Raw genomic sequence first — 19,520 nt, 5'->3', positions numbered from 1 at the left:
AATAAACAATAGACAAAAAAAACTAGATAAGATGCAAAGTTTTAGAACAGAAATAGAGGACCCAATTGTCCAAAAAGAGATTATTGATTTAGAGAAAAAAATCTTTTCTTTCCGTAACGGACAAATTGATGATGAGCGTTTTCGTAGTCTTCGTTTAGCACGTGGTATTTACGGTCAACGTCAAGAAGGCGTACAAATGATTCGTATTAAATTGCCATACGGAAAAGTGTCTAGCGAACAATTGAGAAGAATCACCGATGTGTCTGAAAAATATTCAACAGGTCGTTTGCACATCACAACGCGTCAGGATATTCAAATTCACTATGTAAGTTTGGACAGAACACCTGAACTTTGGGCAGATTTGGCCAAAGATGATATTACATTGAGAGAAGCTTGTGGAAACACGGTAAGAAATATTACTGCTAGTGAAACTGCCGGAATTGATGTAGATGAGCCATTTGACGTATCGCCTTATGCACACGCTTTGTTTCAATATCTGTTACGTAACCCAATTTGTCAAGAAATGGGACGTAAGTTCAAAATATCATTCTCATCTTCTGATAAAGATACCGCTTTGAGTTATTTGCACGATTTAGGATTCATTCCAAAAATTGTAAATGGTGAAAAAGGTTTCAAAATAATGTTAGGTGGAGGTTTAGGTTCACAACCAAGCCACGCTGAATTGCTTTCGGAATTTGTGCCAGTTAACCAAATTATCCCAACTGCCGAAGGAGTAATTAGGGTTTTTGACCGTCACGGAGAAAGAGCAAAACGTTTGAAAGCGCGTTTGAAATTCTTAATCAAAGATTTGGGACGTGATGAATTTATGCGTTTGGTTGACGAAGAGAAAAAAGCATTGGCTTTCCATACATACGAAATAGACACTACTGATTTTGAAGGAACAATTACGGAACCTTTATTGGAAGTACCTTCAGTAACAATTGATAATGTTGAAGCTTATGAAGCTTGGAAAAAATCGAATGTAATCGCACAAAAACAAGCTGGATATGTTGCTATTGGAATTAAAATTCTTTTGGGAGATTTCTATATCGACAAAGCAAGATTATTGGCTGATTTGGTTAAAAATTATGGTGCCAATGAATTGCGTTTTTCATTAAGACAAAATATTCTTATCCGTAACATCAAAGAAGAAAATCTTCCTTTTTTCTATCAGGAATTAGCCAAATTGGATTTTGTGACTTTAGGATACAATACCGTTGCTGATATCACGGCTTGTCCAGGAACTGACACCTGTAATTTAGGAATTGCGAGCAGTACTGGTATTGCCGAAGAATTGGAAAGAGTTATAGCAGCCGAATATCCACAATTTAATAACAATGTGGATATTGCCATAAAAATTAGCGGGTGTATGAATGCCTGTGGACAACACAATATGTCCGAAATAGGTTTCCAAGGAATGTCCATCAATGCAGGAAAACTGGTAGCTCCAGCACTTCAGGTATTGTTAGGAGGAAAGAATATAGGAAATGGAGTAGGACGTTTTTCTGATAAAGTAATCAAAATACCAAGCAGAAGAGGACCAGATGCCTTGCGATTAATCTTAAATGATTTTGAAGCTAATGGAAACGGACAACCATTTGTGGATTATTACGATGCCAAAGGAGAGAAATATTTCTATGAGTTCTTGAAACCGTTGGCAGATGTAACTAATTTAACAGAAGCTGATTTCGTGGATTGGGGTAATGCCGATAACTACGTAAAAGCAGTTGGGGTTGGAGAGTGTGCCGGTGTTGTAATTGATTTAGTTGCTACATTATTATTTGAAGCCAAAGACAAATTAACTTTTGCATACGAAGCTTTACAAGAAGAAAAATGGTCTGATTCTATTTATTTGGCATACGCAGGTTTTGTAAATGGTGCTAAAGCATTATTATTGGCTGAAAACGAAAAAACAAACCACCACGCTGGAATTATTGATTTGTTTGATACTGTTTTCATCGAAAGCAAAAAAATAGAGTTGGGTTCAGATTTTAAAGATTTGGTTTATCAAATCAGAGCTAACGAACCATCAGAAGCGTTCGCGCAAAAATATATACAAGATGCTATAGCTTTCTTCGGAAAGATAGAAGCATACAGAACCAAAGATTTAGCTAATGCATAAAACGATACAACCCAAAGTAACTTTAGTAGGCGCAGGACCTGGCGACCCAGACTTGCTTACGCTAAAAGGCGTAAAAGCACTTGCTGAAGCGAATGTGGTTTTGTATGATGCCTTGGCCAATGAGGAAATAATGAAGTATGCTCCTCAAAATTCCATAAAAATATTTGTGGGGAAAAGAATTGGGTGTCACGAATATTCGCAAGATCAAATCAATCAATTGATTGTCGATAATGCGCTAACTTACGGGCACGTGGTTCGGTTAAAAGGAGGAGATCCATTTATCTTCGGAAGAGGAAGTGAAGAAATAGATTACGCAGAAAGTTTTGGAATCCCTACATTTGTAGTACCCGGAATTTCATCCGCGATTGCAGTTCCCGCTTATCAGGGAATTTCATTGACCAAAAGAGGAACTTCCGAAAGTTTTTGGGTAATCACAGGAACCACTTCCAACAGAAATTTGTCTAGTGATATCGCTCTTGCAGCAAAATCATCAGCAACTGTTGTGATTTTGATGGGAATGAGTAAACTATCACAAATTGTTACTTTATTTCAAAATGAATCCAAAGGTGAGACACCCGTTGCGATTATTCAAAACGGAACAACACCAAACGAAAAAATAGGCGTTGGAACAATTGATACGATTCAAGAAGTGGTTGCCGAAAATAAATTAAGCTCCCCTGCAATTATTGTAATTGGAGAAGTGGTCAAAGAAAGCAATCAGTTAAAAGGTTTTTACGAAGAGTTTGTTGCTGCTGAAATAAAGTTATAATGGAAAGAAACGAATTATATCCTATTTTTTTAAAACTACACAACATCAATGTGCTTATTGTTGGTGGAGGAAATGTAGGTTTGGAAAAGTTGTCGTTTATGTTGAAATCAAGCCCGAATGCAAATGTTGAGGTAGTTGCAAAAGATTTTCATTTAGAGATAAAAATTTTGGCTGAAAAGCATCCTTCGATTAAGCTTACTCAAGCGAAGTTCAAGAAAAAAATGCTAAAAAAACGACATATGGTTATCGCTTGTACCGATGATTTGGAAGTCAATAAAAGAGTTTATGATTTAGCTCGAAAGCGTTATCTCATTTGCAATATTGCTGACACACCCGATTTATGCGATTATTATTTAGGTGGAATTGTGACTAAAGGAAACGTAAAAATTGCGATATCAACCAATGGAAAATCACCAACAACGGCCAAAAGATTACGCGAGTTTTTTGAAGAAGTAATTCCCGAGGATATCAATAAAATGGTTCAAAACCTGAATGAATATCGAAAGACTTTGAAAGGTAATTTCGAAGAAAAAGTTCAAAAGATGAACGAAATTACAGAAGGACTGAAGAGAAAAGAGTAAGCAGATTTCAGTACGCAGAAATTAGAATAAAGAGAATAGAATACAGAAATAACGAATGAGATTCTCTGATAATTATCATATTCAGAAATTGAAAGCATTCGTTTATTTGTAAGCTAAATTGAAAATAATTAATAAGAGTAAAATTTAAATATAATGGTTAAAACAGACATACTTATAATAGGAGCTGGACCAACAGGTCTATTCGCCGTTTTCGAAGCAGGATTGTTAAAATTAAAATGTCATATTCTTGATGCTTTGCCACAAGCTGGAGGGCAACTTTCAGAGTTGTATCCAAAGAAACCAATTTATGATATTCCAGGATTCCCGGAAGTATTGGCAGGAGATTTAGTGGATAATTTAATGGAGCAAATCAAGCAGTTCGAACCTGGATTTACTCTTGGTGAGCGTGCAGAAACTATCGAAAAGCAAGAAGACGGAAGTTTTATTGTTACTTCAAATAAAGGGAAAAAATTCCACGCGTCTGTTGTAGCTATTGCTGGAGGTTTGGGAAGTTTCGAACCAAGAAAACCTCTTATCGAAGATATCGAATTTTACGAAGATAAAGGAGTGAAATACTTTATCAAGAATCCAGAAAAATTCAGAGACAAAAGAGTTGTGATTTCCGGAGGAGGAGATTCAGCTTTGGACTGGAGTATTTTCTTGGCAAATGTTGCTTCAGAGGTTACTTTAATTCATAGAAGAAACGAATTTAGAGGAGCTCTTGATTCTGTTGAAAAAGTACAGGAATTGAAAAACGCTGGAAAAATCAAAATGATTACTCCGGGAGAAGTAGTAGGTTTAAACGGAGCTGAGCATTTAGAATCAGTTGATGTTGAAGAAGAAGGTGCTCACCAAAACATAAAATGTGATTATTTTATTCCACTTTTTGGTTTAACACCAAAATTAGGTCCTATTGCACACTGGGGATTGGAAATCGAAAAAAATGCAATCAAAGTAAACAACGCTTTGGATTATCAAACGAATATTCCAGGAATTTTCGCCATTGGTGACGTAAACACGTATCCAGGGAAATTGAAATTGATTCTTTGCGGATTCCATGAAGCGACTTTAATGTGTCAAGCGGCTTACCAAATCATCAATCCTGGTAAAAAATATGTTATGAAATACACAACCGTTTCCGGAGTTGACGGATTCGACGGTACTCGTAAAGAAGCTCCAAAAGCGGTAGTGAAAGCAATTGTTTAAGTTGCTGAGATACTAAGAAGCTGAGAGGCTAAGATTTTTAAAAAAGCTCAAACTTGTAATATAGTTTGAGCTTTTTTTTATAATGATTTTGAATGAAAATTTTGACTTAGAGTGTTAGTCGCTCAGAACCTTAGAATCTAAAAAAAAAACTTGCAATTGTTGGGGTTATGTCGTTTCTTTGCACCGTTCTTTTTTTTACTGAAAGTTATCACGAAAGGCGGAGGGAAAAGACCCGATGAAACCTTAGCAACCCTTTACTTTTTTAAAGAAGGTGCTACATTCTACCACGCATAGCGCGGATAGATAACACAAGAATACATCCCAGTATTTTTCAAACCTTTTCATGATTAACATTTCGATAATTTTTTAGAGCGAAAGATTGGCGCATTTTTTGCAGTCAACGTTCCCGCTGTATGCTATATCTTTTATTCTGAACCCCAGAATAAAAGGATGTCGCTTCCATCGGGGCTAAAGAGCCATAATTAGGAATTTTTGGAATTAATAATGAGCTTAGCGCCTTTGCGTCTTTGCGAGAAATAAAAAATATGTCAACAATTCAAGAAGAAATAAAAAAGAGAATACTCGTGCTCGACGGAGCAATGGGAACTATGCTGCAACGTTATAATTTCTCTGAAGAAGATTTTCGTGGCGAACGATTCAAAGATTTTCCCCATCCACTAAAAGGGAACAACGATTTATTGTCCCTAACGCAGCCTCAGGCGATCAAGGCCGTGCACGCAGCTTATTTTGAAGCAGGAGCAGATATTGTAGAAACCAACACTTTCTCAGGAACCACCATCGGTATGGCGGATTATTACCTAGAAGAATATGTTTATGAATTGAACTATGAATCGGCAAAACTTGCCCGTGAAGTAGCTGATGAATTCACTGCCAAAAATCCAAACCAACCTCGTTTTGTTGCCGGTTCAATAGGCCCGACAAACCGTACGGCGAGTATGTCGCCAGACGTAAACGATCCAGGATACAGAGCAGTAACTTTTGATGATTTGAGAATTGCTTACAAGCAACAAGTCGAAGCCTTAATGGACGGCGGTTGCGACTTACTTTTGGTGGAAACTATTTTTGATACATTAAATGCCAAAGCAGCACTTTTTGCAATCGAACAAGTAAAAGAAGAACGCAATCTTGATATTCCAATCATGGTTTCGGGAACGATTACTGATGCTTCGGGAAGAACACTTTCAGGACAAACGGTAGAAGCCTTTTTGGTTTCTGTTTCGCATATTCCATTGTTGAGCGTAGGATTCAATTGTGCCCTTGGTGCCGATTTATTGAAACCATATTTGCAAACCTTGTCTCATAACACTTCTTTCAACGTTTCGGCGCATCCAAATGCAGGATTGCCAAACGCTTTCGGAGAATACGATGAAACACCGGAGGAAATGCAAGCACAAATTAAAAGTTATTTAGACGATAATTTAATAAACATCATAGGAGGTTGTTGCGGAACAACTCCAAATCATATTAAACTGATTGCTGATATCGCGAAGGATTATAAGCCTAGAGTTTCGACGGCGGTGATGTAATGAATTTTTGCAATGTTTTTAAAATTTTGTATTAATTAAAGAATAGTACGGAAAGTCGATTTTGGTGAAAGCATTTAATGAATAATTTCACTAATTCTGAAGAACATTTGATGTAAATCGGTATATTAAATTCAAAAGTATGGGAAAGATATTTGACGGTATATACATTGGGAATATTGGGAAAATATTTGGTTCGGAATCAAAAATCGAAATAGATAAAATTGACTGTTGGCTTAATTATAGTAAAAATATTACACTTATTATTGACGGAGGAGAGAAAAAGATTTTATGTAGTTCAAATTTATCAGAGTTAATTAGATTGGAAAAACTAGATGAGAAAACTGATGAACTTAAAAAATTTTCTATCTATGAGTTTGAAGACGGGATAAGATATGCAACACATTTAATTGAAAATTCCCCTATAAAAGCTGTAGATGAAAAGTCAGAAAATAAGGATGGCGTACATGAATTGATTGTTGGGGTCAAAAAAATGTATGTGACTGAAGTTTTGTCAGGATATTTTATAAATAAAGGGAATTTCATTGCGTTAGATAAAAATAAATATGAATTTTTTGCTGATAAATCATTTGTTGAAAAAAATATAAAGTTGTGTGAAACTCTTGTAAGCGAAGAGAAGCCATTGTGGATATTGGTAAATAATGAAATTTGGGGTGGGAAGTGGAATAATAAACAAGTTTCAAGAATTGAAACAATATCTGAGAATAAGGATTTCTGTATCTGTTTTAGAGAGAAATTAGTGAGAATAGCAGAACTTAAAATTGAATTAGTCAAATTTACTAAAGAAAAAAGGAATCTAATTCAAAATAGTTTTCTGAGTACTAATTTTGAACAACAATTGAAAACTATAGAGAAAAGTGAAGATGAATTGCGAAAAGAATTGCAAGAATTGAAAAAACAAGTAAATTAAGTACTGATGTACGGATTTGCAATCTGTGCCCGTAAAGTGAATAAAATAAAAGGTTTTAGATTAAAACAAAACTTAATTTATTGCAAAATGCCCGCGTGAGGGATAGAAGTGGAGCTCTTTTTTCTTGATTTTTCAGCAAGAAAAAAAGCGGGAACGAATAGCCCGACCCTTGTGGTCACGCCCAAATAAAGTTGAAATTAAAATAAAATATACCTACAGTTTTTTAGACAGTAGACAAAATAATAAAACTTAGAATCTAAGCCACTTAGAGACTTAGTAACTCAAAATAAAAAAATGGGACACAATAAAAATAGAAGAAACCTTGTATTATCGGGATTAGAGCCTTTGATCATTACGCCGGACAGCGTATTTGTGAATGTTGGGGAGCGAACCAATGTAACAGGTTCTAGAAAGTTCCTTCGATTGATCAAGGAGGAAAAATATGAGGAAGCACTCGATATTGCGAGACAGCAGGTAGAAGGTGGCGCGCAAATCATCGATATCAATATGGATGAAGGAATGCTTGATGGAGTTTATGCGATGACTAAATTCCTTAACTTGATTGCTGCCGAGCCGGATATTTCTCGTGTGCCTATTATGATTGACAGTTCGAAATGGGAAATCATTGAGGCTGGTTTGAAAGTCGTGCAGGGAAAATGTGTGGTAAACTCGATTTCGTTGAAAGAAGGAGAAGAAGCATTTATTCACCACGCCAAATTGATCAAACGTTACGGTGCTGCGGTTATCGTAATGGCTTTTGATGAGGTGGGACAAGCTGATAATTTTGACAGAAGAGTTGAAATTTGCCAGCGTTCGTATGATATTTTGGTCAATAAAGTAGATTTTGCTCCACAGGATATCATCTTCGATTTGAATATATTCCCAGTAGCTACAGGTATGGAGGAACACCGCTTGAATGCTTTGGATTTCTTTAGAGGAACCAAATGGGTTCGGAAAAATTTACCGCACGCACATATTAGCGGCGGGGTAAGTAACGTTTCGTTTTCGTTTAGAGGAAATGATACGGTGAGGGAAGCGATGCACTCGGTTTTCTTATACCATGCCATTAAAAACGGAATGACAATGGGAATCGTAAATCCGGAAATGCTTTCGATTTATGATGAGATTCCAAAAGATTTGTTGGAACACGTTGAGGATGTAATTTTGGACAGACGCGACGATGCCACTGAACGTTTATTGGATTTTGCAGAGAATGTAAAAGGCGATGTAAAGAGCAATGAGAAAGCGGTTCAAGAATGGCGTTCGGGAACGGTTCAGGAAAGAATCACACATTCCTTGGTAAAAGGAGTGGATGAATTTATAGAAATTGATGTTGAGGAAGCAAGATTGGCTGCCACAAAACCTATTGAAGTTATCGAAATCAATTTGATGACGGGAATGAATGTTGTGGGAGATTTGTTTGGTTCTGGTAAAATGTTTTTACCGCAGGTGGTAAAATCGGCTCGTGTGATGAAAAAAGCGGTGGCTTATTTATTGCCGTTTATTGAAGCGGCTAAACAGGTAGGCGACAAATCAGGAAACGGAAAAATCTTGATGGCAACAGTAAAAGGTGATGTACACGATATTGGTAAAAATATTGTTTCGGTGGTATTGGCCTGTAATAATTATGAGATCGTTGATTTAGGAGTTATGGTAGCTCCCGAAAAAATTATTGCTGCCGCTATTGAGCATGAAGTAGATATTATTGGATTGAGTGGATTAATCACGCCGTCTTTGGACGAAATGGTTTATCTCGCAAAAGAATTAGATAAAAAAGGGATGAAAATTCCTGTAATGATTGGTGGTGCAACCACTTCGCGTGCGCATACTGCCGTAAAAATTGCACCTCAATATAAATCAACTGTAATTCACGTAAATGATGCGTCGAGAGCCGTTACGGTGGCTGGAAATTTATTGGATCACAACCGAAAAATTTACGCTAGCGATATTAGAGCGGATTATGATGCGTTTAGAGAAACATTCTTGAATCGTTCACGCGACAAGAATTTCCTAACAATCGAGCAAGCACGTAAAAATAAATTACAATTGGATTGGAGACATTTCGAACCTGTAAAACCAAAAGTTATCGGAGAGCAAATTGTCGAAGTGGATTTGGATGTGTTGGTTCCATATATTGACTGGACTCCGTTTTTCAGAACGTGGGAATTGTTTGGAAAATATCCAGCGATTTTGACGGATGAGGTTGTTGGTGAACAGGCGACTTCTGTTTTTGCGGATGCGCAAGCAATGTTGGAGGTGATTTTGAAAGAGAAAAAATTACAAGCCAAAGGAATCTACGGAATCTTCCCTGCGAATCAAATCAATGATGACGATATTGAATTGACTGATGAAAACGGAAAACCATTGCAAACATTCTTGACTTTGCGTCAGCAGTCACAAAAAACAAAAGGAGCTCCAAATATCGCATTAGCCGATTTTATTGCTCCAAAAGAGAGCGGAAAAGTCGATTACATGGGAGCGTTTTGCGTAACCACCGGTTTTGGCGTAGACGAATGGGCGGCTGAATTCGAAAAGGATTTGGACGATTACAATTCGATTATGGTTAAAGCTTTGGCTGACCGTTTCGCAGAAGCATTCGCCGAATATCTACACGAAAAAGTACGTAAAGAAATTTGGGGTTATGCAGCCGATGAGGTTTTGAGCAAACAAGCGCTTATTGAAGAAGACTATAAAGGAATTCGTCCGGCGCCAGGTTATCCTGCCTGTCCCGATCACTTGGAAAAACCAACGATCTGGAAACTGCTTAACGTGGAAAAAGAAATAGGAGTAACCTTAACCGAAAGTATGGCAATGTGGCCGGCTTCATCGGTTTCGGGATATTATTTCGGAAACCCTGAAAGTAAGTATTTTGGTCTTGGAAAAATAAAAGAAGACCAAGTGATTGATTACGCTAAAAGAAGAAGCGTTTCAACAGATGTTGCCATGAAATGGTTGAATCCAAATATTGCAGATTAAAACATAGTCATAAAGTCAAAAGTCATAAAGTCTCATAGGACTTTACTTTCGACTTTCGGCATTCAAACTTTTAAGACTTAAGATGAAAGTAACAGAACATATAGAAAAAGCCAAAGGAGAAACGTTATTCTCTTTCGAAATTATTCCGCCACAAAAAGGGAAAAGCATTCAGGAGTTATACGACAATATCGATCCGTTGATGGAGTTCAAACCGCCATTTATAGATGTGACGACTTCTCGTGAGGAGTATATTTACATTGATAAGGGCAACGGATTATTGGATAAAAAATTAACCAGAATGCGTCCGGGAACATTAGGAATTTGTGCTTCTATAAAACACAAATACAATGTTGATACTGTGCCACACTTACTTTGCGGAGGTTTTACCAAAGAAGAAACAGAGTATATGTTGGTGGATTGTCATTATCTTGGGATCAATAACGTGATGGCACTTCGTGGAGATGCGATGAAAGACGAACAGTCTTTTGTTCCAAAAGCGGGTGGAAATAATTTTGCGGTAGATTTGGTTTCACAAATCAATCAATTGAATTGCGGAAAGTATTTACACGATGTCATGGATGCAGATAACAAAGCCGATTTTTGCATTGGAGTAGCCGGTTATCCGGAGAAGCATTTAGAAGCTCCTTCTTTACTGTCAGACTTGAAAAGACTGAAAGAGAAAGTAGATGCAGGTGCTGATTATGTGGTAACTCAAATGTTTTTTGAGAATGCTAAATATTTTGAGTTTGTTGCCAAAGCAAGAGAAATGGGAATTACTGTTCCAATTATTCCAGGAATTAAGCCAATTGCGGTTCAAAAACATTTGCAAATTTTGCCTCAAATTTTCCGTATTGATTTACCGGAAGATTTAATAAGTGCAGTAGATAAGTGCAAGAACAACGCCGAAATACGTCAAGTGGGTATCGAGTGGGCTATCCAACAATCAATAGAATTGAAAGCAGCGGGAGTTCCTGTGTTGCATTATTATTCTATGGGAAAATCGGAGAATATTAGACAAATAGCGAGTCACGTTTTTTAAATAAAAAGTTATTATTAATTTCAATTTGAAATGCTCGATTGGTTGTTTTTAACTAATCGGGTATTTTTTTTAATCTTAAATAAAAGTATATGAACGCAACCCTCCAACAAGATTTAAAAGACATTGAAAGCATTCTCGAAAAAGTAAAACATCAAGGAATTAATTTTCTTAATGTTATTGATGATGTTCCTACTTCAACCCAAAATACAATTACGACGGATAGGAATCTAAACGATTCTGGTTTGGGAGCAATGTCTGCATTGGAAGAGTTTAATCAACGTTTGGCTCCTTTGATGGTTTCACAGGCAGGTCCTAGATACTGGGGTTTTGTTACGGGAGGGGCAACACCCGCTTCTATAGTAGGTGATTGGTTAACGACTATTTATGACCCAAATGCACAGGCTACAAAAGCACAAGGAGGCGTTTCTGCTTTGATAGAAATAGAAACCATAAATTTATTGTTGCAATTATTGGACTTGCCAAAATCATTTTTGGGTGGATTTGTAACAGGAGCTACAATGTCAAATTTTACAAGTTTGGCGGTAGCTCGACAATGGTTCGGAAAACAATTGGGTCAAGATTTTGCAAAAAATGGAGTTACCGCTTCTCTAAATATTCTTACGGCTACTCCACATTCGTCTTCGGTAAAATGCTTGGCGATGTTAGGAATTGGAAGTCAGAATTTCACCAAGATAAAAACAGTTGAAGGAAATCGGGAAGCCATTGATATTTCTGATTTAGAAGAAAACATAAAGAAATTAAACGGACAACCTTTTATTTTGATCTCAAGTGCAGGAACAGTGAACTCAGCCGATTTTGATGATTTTAATGCAATTACAAAACTCAAAGAAAAATACAATTTTTGGTGGCATATTGATGCCGCTTTCGGAGGTTTTGCCGCTTGTTCTCCAAAATACAAACATTTGGTAAACGGTTGGGGAAACGCGGACAGCATTACGATAGATTGTCATAAATGGCTAAATGTTCCTTACGAAAGTGCTTTTTATTTGGTAAAAGAACAACATAAAAATCTTCAAGTTGAAACGTTTCAAAATTCGAATGCTCCATATTTGGGAGATCCATTGGAGAATTTCAGTTATCTGAATTTCCTGCCTGAAAATTCCAGACGTTTAAAAGCATTGCCGGTTTGGTTTTCACTATTGGCGTATGGGAAACAAGGATTTCAAGACATTGTAGAAAATAGTGTTGAGATGGCATTGCAATTGGATGCTTTTATAACTAATGACGAAAGCTTCGAATTATTGGCGCCAACTCGCCTCAATAATGTTTGTTTTACTTTGGCGGGAGACCATAATCAGGAAAAAGTAAATTTATTTCTGACTCATCTCAACGATACAGGCAAAGTGTTTATGACGCCAACGGTGTACCAAAACCGCAAAGGAATTCGAGCTTCATTTGTCAATTGGAGGACGAATGAAAATGATATTAAAATAGTGATAGAAGAAATGAAGAGAATTATTTCAACAGTTGTGATACAGTAGGTTGTAAATGTTTTTGTAGTATATTTAGAAACTAGTATTTTTAAATGTGTCTTGAATGAAAACAATGGTGAAACTTTATGTCTGTTTGTTTTTTTTAACTATTTGTAATAAAGGGTTTTCGCAGGAAAAGGGTTTGAAAATTTCTCTTTGGGAAAATGGCGCCCCTGGTTTTGAAAATCGTAAAGACGAACCTGAACAGGCTAAAGATTGGTGGGTAAGAAACATCCATAATCCGTCGATAACTGCTTATTTTCCGGAAAAGCCAAATGGTATGGCGGTACTTATTTGTCCTGGCGGCGGTCATGAAAATTTGGTTTTCAATTCAGAGGGAAGAGATGCTGCAGAGTATTTTACAAGTATTGGTATAACAGCTTTTGTCTTAAAATACCGCTTGGCAAGAGAAGTTGGATCTCTATATAAATTAGAAACTCATGTGAAGCAGGATGTCGAAAGAGCTATGAGATTAATAAGAAGCAAGGCGGTTGAATTTAAAATAGATACCACCCGAATAGGAGCAATGGGATTTTCTGCAGGAGGTGAAGTTGTGGCTTTGGTTGCCTATAATGCTAAAAACACTCTAGTAAACTCGTCTGATGCAATCGATAAACAAGATGCACAACCCAATTTTCAAATACTAATTTATCCTGGTCCTTTGTTTATTCCAAAAGAAATTAAATCGGATGCGCCACCAGCATTTTTATTGGCTGCTAATGATGATACGTGTTGTTCAGCACCGATAGTTGATTTGCTAAATAAATACCGTCAAGCTAATGTTCCTATAGAGATGCATTTGTATTCCAAAGGAGGTCACGCTTTTAACATCGGAAAAAGAGCGAAGTCTAATTCTTTGAAAACTTGGCCACAAAGACTAACGGATTGGTTCGAGGATAATAACTATTTTGTGAAGTAAAAATGTTATTTAAAATATTGGAAAAATAAAAAAGCAAGCTCGTTTAAAATGGTTTTAAACGAGCTTGCTTTTTTTATATGTAATCTGCAAACTAAAATCTGCAAACTGCCAACTTATTTAGTGATTTCTCTAAACACAGCTTCCAAATTTTTGTTCTTTTGGTTGAGTTGTAAAGTTTTCAATCCATTATCGTAAGCAAAATCAAAAACCGTTGGTCGCATATCTTTATCCGAAACAAAAGTCAGTTCCCAAGAAAAACCCTGAATATTTTTAAATGATTTTAAATGTGGGATTTGAGCAATTAGGTTTTCATCTACTTTTAGATCAAATTCGACTTCGATTACTTGTTCCTTATCTGCAGAGATTAAATTGTCGAGTTTTTTGTCGGCAACTATTTGTCCTTTGTCAATAATAATGACACGGTCGCAAATCGCTTCTACTTCCTGCATAATGTGTGTCGAAAGAAAAACCGTTTTGTCTTTCCCTACGTTTTTAATCACATTTCTGATTTCGACTAATTGATTAGGATCCAATCCGGTTGTAGGTTCGTCCAGAATCAAAACATCGGGATTATGCAATAAAGCATTGGCTAGTCCCACACGTTGGCGGTATCCTTTGGACAATTGGCCTATTTTTTTACGGCTTTCAGTTTGTAAACCTGTCAGCTGAATCACTTCTTCAATTCTAGTTTTTTCTACTTTATAAACATCAGCGTTGAAAGCCAGATATTCTCTCACGTATAAATCCAAATACAACGGATTGTGTTCCGGTAAATATCCAATAGAAAGCTGCACCGATTTTTCCTGAGTGTTTACATCAAAATCATTGACTAGCGCAACACCAGAATCAGCGTGAAGATATGTCGTCAAGATTTTCATCAAGGTCGATTTTCCGGCACCATTAGGACCTAAAAAACCAACAATCTCTCCCTTTTTTACAGAAAATGAAATGTTGTCCAATGCTTTTTGGGCACCATAACTTTTCGAAATGTTTTTTACTTCTATTGACATAAAACTTTATTTGTTGCAAAAGTAAACAGAAAAAACTTTTATTTATTGTTTTTGTCCAACAATGACCCTTTAGCTTTTGTCAAAGTTTTGTACATCGACAAAGTTTTGTCAGAAATGATGACTTTATCATTAAGATTTATATATTTACGATTAAACTAAATCAATATGGGAAATATTCAATCAGGCAGTTTCTTGAAGAATTATAGTAGTATTTTGTTACTACTTGGCGGAATAATCGTTGGCAGCATATTAGGTTTGGTTTTTGGGAATGGGGTAGAAGTCATAAAACCGTTAGGAGATATATTCTTGAATTTACTTTTTACGGCAATCATACCGTTAGTGTTTTTTACCATTGCTTCCTCAATTGCCAATTTGCAAAAATCCGAAAAACTCGGAAAGCTTTTCGGGATAGTTTTAGGAGTATTTCTAACAACTGTGATTATTTCGGCCATTATAATGATTATTGGTGTTTTGATTTTCCCTATTCATCAAGGGGTAGTAATTTCAAAAACTGCATTAGAAACCATTAAGGAAAGTAGCACCGGTTCCCAAATAACGCAATTGCTAACTGTTAATGATTTCTATGAGATACTGTCTCGAAAAAATATGCTGGCACTCATATTATTTTCTTTTTTAATTGGTTTTTCAACTTTGCGAGCAGGTGAAAAAGGAAAAGATTTTGCAAGATTTCTTAATTCTGGAAACGAAGTGATGAAACAATTACTTCATCTTATTATGAAAACGGCTCCAATTGGTCTTGGAGCTTATTTTGCATATCAAGTCGGCATCTTTGGACCACAATTGTTTGGTGCGTATGCCAAGCCATTGGCATTATATTATGCCGTTTGTACTTTTTACTTTATTGTATTTTTCAGTTTGTATGCTTTTTTCGCAGGAGGAAAACTAGGGCTCAAAATATTTTGGAAAAACAACATCACACCTGCGTTGACGGCAGTAGGAACTTGCAGTAGTATTGCAACCATTCCGGCCAATCTGGAAGCTGCGGAGCAAATGAATATTCCAAGTCACATTCGAAATCTCGTAATTCCACTTGGAGCGCCCTTGCACAAAGACGGTTCTAGTATGTCCTCGATTGTCAAAATCGCCGTAATTTTTGCCTTATTCGGAAAGGATTTTACGGATCCTTATACTTTATTAACCGCAATTGGTATCACTATAATAGTATCGGTAGTCGAAGGCGGTATTCCAAACGGAGGTTATATAGGAGAAATTCTCGCCATAACCGTTTATGGTTTACCGATGGAACAAGCTTTGCCGGCTGCAATGATCATAGGAACCTTGGTTGATCCAATAGCAACTTTATTGAATGCCAATGGCGATTTGGTCTGCGCAATGGTAGTTACCAGAATTTCCGAAGGTAAGAAATGGATCAGCCAAAGTATTACCTAATTTACATCATCAATTTAGAAAAAAGGAAGTCAAAAAGCTGTGTTTCTGCCAAAATTCAGATTCGTTGCCTGTTTGACAGTTTTGAAATCAATAATTTTAGGCATTCAAAAAGCTACTTTTTTATGGAATAATGAATTATATTACCTTTTAACAAATGAATCTTTTTTTGTTTTATAAAAGATTATTTTTATTTTGGCTGACTCGAAATATGTCTTACATTTGCAATAAATAATTGAACAACAAAGCACATCATGTCTAATAACCGTTTTTATTTTAGCAACTCTTTTTATTTCTTCTTTAGGAAGTAAGGGATTGTGCTATGGTTATTTGAAGAACAAAAAACAAATAAAACTAATATACAATCCTGATGAAAATCAGGATTTTTTTTTGACCCAATGAGAACGAAAATTGCAATACAAGGAATTAAAGGATCTTTCCACCACCAAGTGGCTCAAGACTATTTTTATCAAAATATCGAAGTAGACGAATGTCTATCTTTTGAGGAATTGGTAGCTAGTTTACTGACGGGAAAATCTGATCAGGCAGTAATGGCTATAGAGAATTCTATCGCTGGACCGATAATTCCAAATTACGCACTGATTGACAAAAACAATCTGCACATTATAGGAGAACATTATTTAGATATTCATCAAAATCTAATGGCGCTGAAAGGACAAAAAATTGAAGATATTCTGGAAGTACATTCTCATCCGATGGCTTTATTACAATGTATGGAGTTCTTAAAAAAATATCCAAACATAAAATTGGTTGAAGACAAAGATACTGCGGAAACTGCCAGAAGAATTCATGAAAAACAGTTAACAGGAATTGCGGCAATTGCTAGTAAAACTGCTTCTGAAATGTATGATTTGGAAATTTTAGCACCAGAAATCCAAACGATAAACAATAATATGACTCGTTTTGTCATTATTAAAAAGGAAAAAGAATTTGCAGACGAAAACGAAATCAGCAGAGCTTCAATTAAGTTTGAATTGGATCACAAAAGAGGAAGTCTTGCAGCAGTACTGAATGTAATGAGTGACTGTAAATTGAATTTGACTAAAATTCAGTCGTTGCCAAAAATTGAAACACCTTGGAAATATTCATTTTTCGTAGATGTTACTTTTGAAAAGTATGAAGATTTCGCCAAAGCTAAAAAATTGCTAACAATAATGGCTGAGTTTTTTAAAGTTTTAGGAGAATATAAAAACACAAAACCGTAATTGGTTTGGAACGCAAAAGTTAAAAAGACAAAAGAATTTTAAAATAATACCATGATTACAACAGCAAAACGTCTCGATATCATTGAAGAATACTATTTCTCATCTAAGTTGAGAGAAGTGAGACAATTGGCCTCTGAGGGGAAACCAATTATCAATATGGGAATTGGTAGTCCAGATTTAAAGCCTTCGAAAGCAGTTATGGATGCCGTAATTTCGGCAATGCATGATGAGAATGCTCACCAATACCAAAGTTATCAGGGATTGCCGGAACTTAGAAAAGGAATGGCCGATTTTTATCAAAATAATTATGGAGTTGCCTTGGATCCTAATGTGGAGATTTTGCCTTTAATTGGATCGAAAGAAGGCATTATGCATATTTCATTGGCTTTCTTGAATGAAGGAGATCATGTTTTGATTCCAAATCCAGGATATCCTACCTACAGTTCTGTAACGAATTTAGTTGGAGCTGTGCCTGTTTATTACGATTTGAAAGAAGTAAATAATTGGGAACCTGATTTTGAAGCTTTAGAGAAATTAGATTTATCAAAAGTGAAAATCATGTGGATTGGTTATCCGCACATGCCTACAGGAGCGAGAGGAAGTTTGGAATTGTTTGAAAAATTAGTGGCTTTCGCCAAAAAGCATCATATATTATTAGTTAATGACAATCCGTATAGTTTTGTTTTGAATGATAAACCGATGAGTTTATTACAGGTGGAAGGAGCTAAAGATGTGGCACTAGAACTTAATTCTTTGAGCAAAACGTTCAATATGGCAGGATGGAGAGTTGGAATGGTCTTAGGAAATGCAAAACTGATTGATTCGGTTCTTAAAGTAAAAAGCAATATGGACAGCGGTATGTTCTACGGAATCCAAAAAGGAGCCGTTGAAGCTTTGAAAAGCGATCAGTCTTGGTTTGACTCAATGAACGAAGTTTATAAAAAGCGTCGTGTACTTACTGAACACTTGGCTCAAAAACTAGGTTGCGAAGTATATAAAGAAGGCGTTGGATTATTTGTTTGGGCCAAACTACCCGCAGGGATAGTCTCTGCTGAGGATTTTATAGATAAAATATTACACGAGAAACATATTTTTATAGCTCCGGGAACCATTTTTGGGAGTAATGGTGAAGGTTACATCCGATTTGCACTTTGTGTGAAAGAAGAAAAAGTACAGGAAGCGATAGATAGATTTTAGAAATTAAATATTCTGAAAAAACGGAAAGCCCTAGCCCTGATAGTAGTGGAAATCCTTTTACTTTTTTCTTTAAAAGTAAAAGATTGCAACGATAGCAGGATTAGCTCCATAAAAAAAGAATTATGAATATATACGTGATAGGTGTTGGATTAATTGGAGGATCTATAGCATTGGACGCTAAAGGGTTGAATTCTGATGCCAAAATTTTTGGAATTGACAGTAATGAAAAGCATTTGCAGGAAGCGATAGCGCTAGGAGTTATTGATGAAGCAGCCACTTTTGATGATTTATCCAAAGCAGATTTTGTGATTGTTTCGGTTCCAGTGGATACGGCTATTGTGGTTTTGCCAACAGTATTGGATTTAATTTCGGATTCGGCTATTGTTTTTGATGTAGGTTCGACAAAAACGCCAATATGCGAAGCGGTTTCGGATCATCCAAGAAGAAGGAATTTTATCGCCACGCACCCTATTGCAGGAACAGAGTTTTCGGGGCCATCGGCAGCAATTAGAGGTTTGTTTCAAGGGAAAACCAATATCATTTGCGAAGTTGAAAAAACGACTTTCAAGTTGCAGGAAAAAGCGTTGTTACTTTTTTCGGCAATCGGAATGAGAATTCGATATATGGATCCAAAATCGCATGATAAACACATTGCTTATGTATCGCATTTATCGCATATCAGTTCGTTTATGCTTGGGAAAACGGTAATCAATAAAGAAAAGGACGAGCAGGATATTTTTGATATGGCAGGTTCCGGTTTTGAAAGTACCGTTCGTTTGGCTAAAAGTTCGCCAGCGATGTGGACACCGATTTTTAAACAAAACAAAAAACAGGTAGTCAAAACATTGGAAGAATACATTTCGAATTTGTCCAAGTTTAAAGATCTTTTGGAAAATGACGATTTTGAAGCGATTTATCACGAAATGGAAAGCGTTAACAGAATTAAGGAAATATTGAACGGGATGAATGTCAAAAAATAGACGGTATCCATTTATAATAACAACAGAACAACAAATAATTAGTAGTAAGCAATTAATAATAAAAATCGCTCTTGCTCCCTCCAGTTGTTTGGGGAGTTCCGATAGCTATCGGGAGGAGAG

The 19,520-nt window shown here is 36.2% G+C and carries 14 protein-coding genes, 1 pseudogene and 1 riboswitch; of the genes and pseudogenes, 14 read left to right on the top strand and 1 reads right to left on the bottom strand.

Annotation, left to right across the window (positions count from 1 at the left end; all coding sequences use genetic code 11):
* Positions 1 to 31 precede the first annotated feature (31 nt).
* The 10 genes and pseudogenes from J2W95_RS16885 (at position 32) to J2W95_RS16840 (ending at position 13,580) form a co-directional block, all read left to right on the top strand.
* Positions 32 to 2,122, top strand: coding sequence for a nitrite reductase (locus J2W95_RS16885; protein ID WP_310009120.1), 2,091 nt, complete (start codon positions 32 to 34; stop codon positions 2,120 to 2,122).
* Complete coding sequence (gene cobA / locus J2W95_RS16880; protein WP_310009118.1) at positions 2,115 to 2,891, top strand: uroporphyrinogen-III C-methyltransferase; 777 nt, start codon at positions 2,115 to 2,117, stop codon at positions 2,889 to 2,891. Before J2W95_RS16885 ends, cobA begins: the two co-directional genes overlap by 8 nt.
* Positions 2,891 to 3,472, top strand: a complete 582-nt coding sequence (locus J2W95_RS16875) for a precorrin-2 dehydrogenase/sirohydrochlorin ferrochelatase family protein (RefSeq protein WP_310009116.1) — start codon at positions 2,891 to 2,893, stop codon at positions 3,470 to 3,472. The genes cobA and J2W95_RS16875 overlap by 1 nt, the downstream gene beginning before the upstream one ends.
* 153 nt (positions 3,473 to 3,625) lie before the next feature.
* Positions 3,626 to 4,678: an NAD(P)/FAD-dependent oxidoreductase gene (locus tag J2W95_RS16870; protein ID WP_310009114.1), complete on the top strand. Its 1,053-nt coding sequence runs from the start codon at positions 3,626 to 3,628 to the stop codon at positions 4,676 to 4,678.
* Between the two features lie 202 nt (positions 4,679 to 4,880).
* Positions 4,881 to 4,988: riboswitch (SAM riboswitch) on the top strand.
* A 235-nt stretch (positions 4,989 to 5,223) separates the two neighbouring features.
* The gene (locus J2W95_RS16865; RefSeq protein ID WP_173505463.1) at positions 5,224 to 6,225 is read left to right on the top strand and encodes a homocysteine S-methyltransferase family protein; all 1,002 of its coding nucleotides are present in this window, start codon (positions 5,224 to 5,226) and stop codon (positions 6,223 to 6,225) included.
* Between the two features lie 139 nt (positions 6,226 to 6,364).
* Complete coding sequence (locus tag J2W95_RS16860; RefSeq protein WP_310009110.1) at positions 6,365 to 7,153, top strand: hypothetical protein; 789 nt, start codon at positions 6,365 to 6,367, stop codon at positions 7,151 to 7,153.
* A 276-nt stretch (positions 7,154 to 7,429) separates the two neighbouring features.
* A pseudogene (metH, locus tag J2W95_RS16855) lies at positions 7,430 to 10,129 on the top strand (methionine synthase); the annotation flags it as partial.
* Between the two features lie 82 nt (positions 10,130 to 10,211).
* A complete protein-coding gene (metF, locus tag J2W95_RS16850) occupies positions 10,212 to 11,168 on the top strand; it encodes a methylenetetrahydrofolate reductase [NAD(P)H] (RefSeq protein WP_310009108.1) in 957 nt (318 codons plus the stop codon).
* An 89-nt stretch (positions 11,169 to 11,257) separates the two neighbouring features.
* Positions 11,258 to 12,670 (top strand): pyridoxal phosphate-dependent decarboxylase family protein, encoded by a 1,413-nt coding sequence (locus J2W95_RS16845; protein ID WP_310009107.1) that lies wholly within the window; start codon positions 11,258 to 11,260, stop codon positions 12,668 to 12,670.
* Between the two features lie 55 nt (positions 12,671 to 12,725).
* Positions 12,726 to 13,580: an alpha/beta hydrolase gene (locus J2W95_RS16840; protein WP_310009105.1), complete on the top strand. Its 855-nt coding sequence runs from the start codon at positions 12,726 to 12,728 to the stop codon at positions 13,578 to 13,580.
* 113 nt (positions 13,581 to 13,693) lie between these two features.
* On the opposite strand, the gene gldA is transcribed toward J2W95_RS16840, so the two are convergent.
* On the bottom strand, positions 13,694 to 14,590 hold the full coding sequence (gene gldA / locus J2W95_RS16835; protein WP_310009103.1) for a gliding motility-associated ABC transporter ATP-binding subunit GldA: 897 nt from the start codon (positions 14,588 to 14,590) through the stop codon (positions 13,694 to 13,696).
* A gap of 165 nt (positions 14,591 to 14,755) precedes the next feature.
* On the opposite strand from gldA, the gene J2W95_RS16830 reads away from it, so the two are divergent.
* The 4 genes from J2W95_RS16830 (at position 14,756) to J2W95_RS16815 (ending at position 19,400) form a co-directional block, all read left to right on the top strand.
* A complete protein-coding gene (locus J2W95_RS16830) occupies positions 14,756 to 16,000 on the top strand; it encodes a dicarboxylate/amino acid:cation symporter (protein WP_310009101.1) in 1,245 nt (414 codons plus the stop codon).
* Between the two features lie 395 nt (positions 16,001 to 16,395).
* Positions 16,396 to 17,223: a prephenate dehydratase gene (locus tag J2W95_RS16825; protein ID WP_310009099.1), complete on the top strand. Its 828-nt coding sequence runs from the start codon at positions 16,396 to 16,398 to the stop codon at positions 17,221 to 17,223.
* Between the two features lie 51 nt (positions 17,224 to 17,274).
* On the top strand, positions 17,275 to 18,420 hold the full coding sequence (locus J2W95_RS16820; RefSeq protein WP_310009097.1) for a pyridoxal phosphate-dependent aminotransferase: 1,146 nt from the start codon (positions 17,275 to 17,277) through the stop codon (positions 18,418 to 18,420).
* A gap of 122 nt (positions 18,421 to 18,542) precedes the next feature.
* Positions 18,543 to 19,400, top strand: a complete 858-nt coding sequence (locus J2W95_RS16815) for a prephenate dehydrogenase (protein ID WP_310009095.1) — start codon at positions 18,543 to 18,545, stop codon at positions 19,398 to 19,400.
* Positions 19,401 to 19,520 lie beyond the last annotated feature (120 nt).

Origin of the sequence: Flavobacterium granuli, assembly GCF_031456055.1 — a bacterium.
Classification (GTDB): domain Bacteria; phylum Bacteroidota; class Bacteroidia; order Flavobacteriales; family Flavobacteriaceae; genus Flavobacterium; species Flavobacterium granuli_A.
Note: the sequence above shows the minus strand (reverse complement) of the source record. Positions and strands in the feature narration are given on the sequence as shown.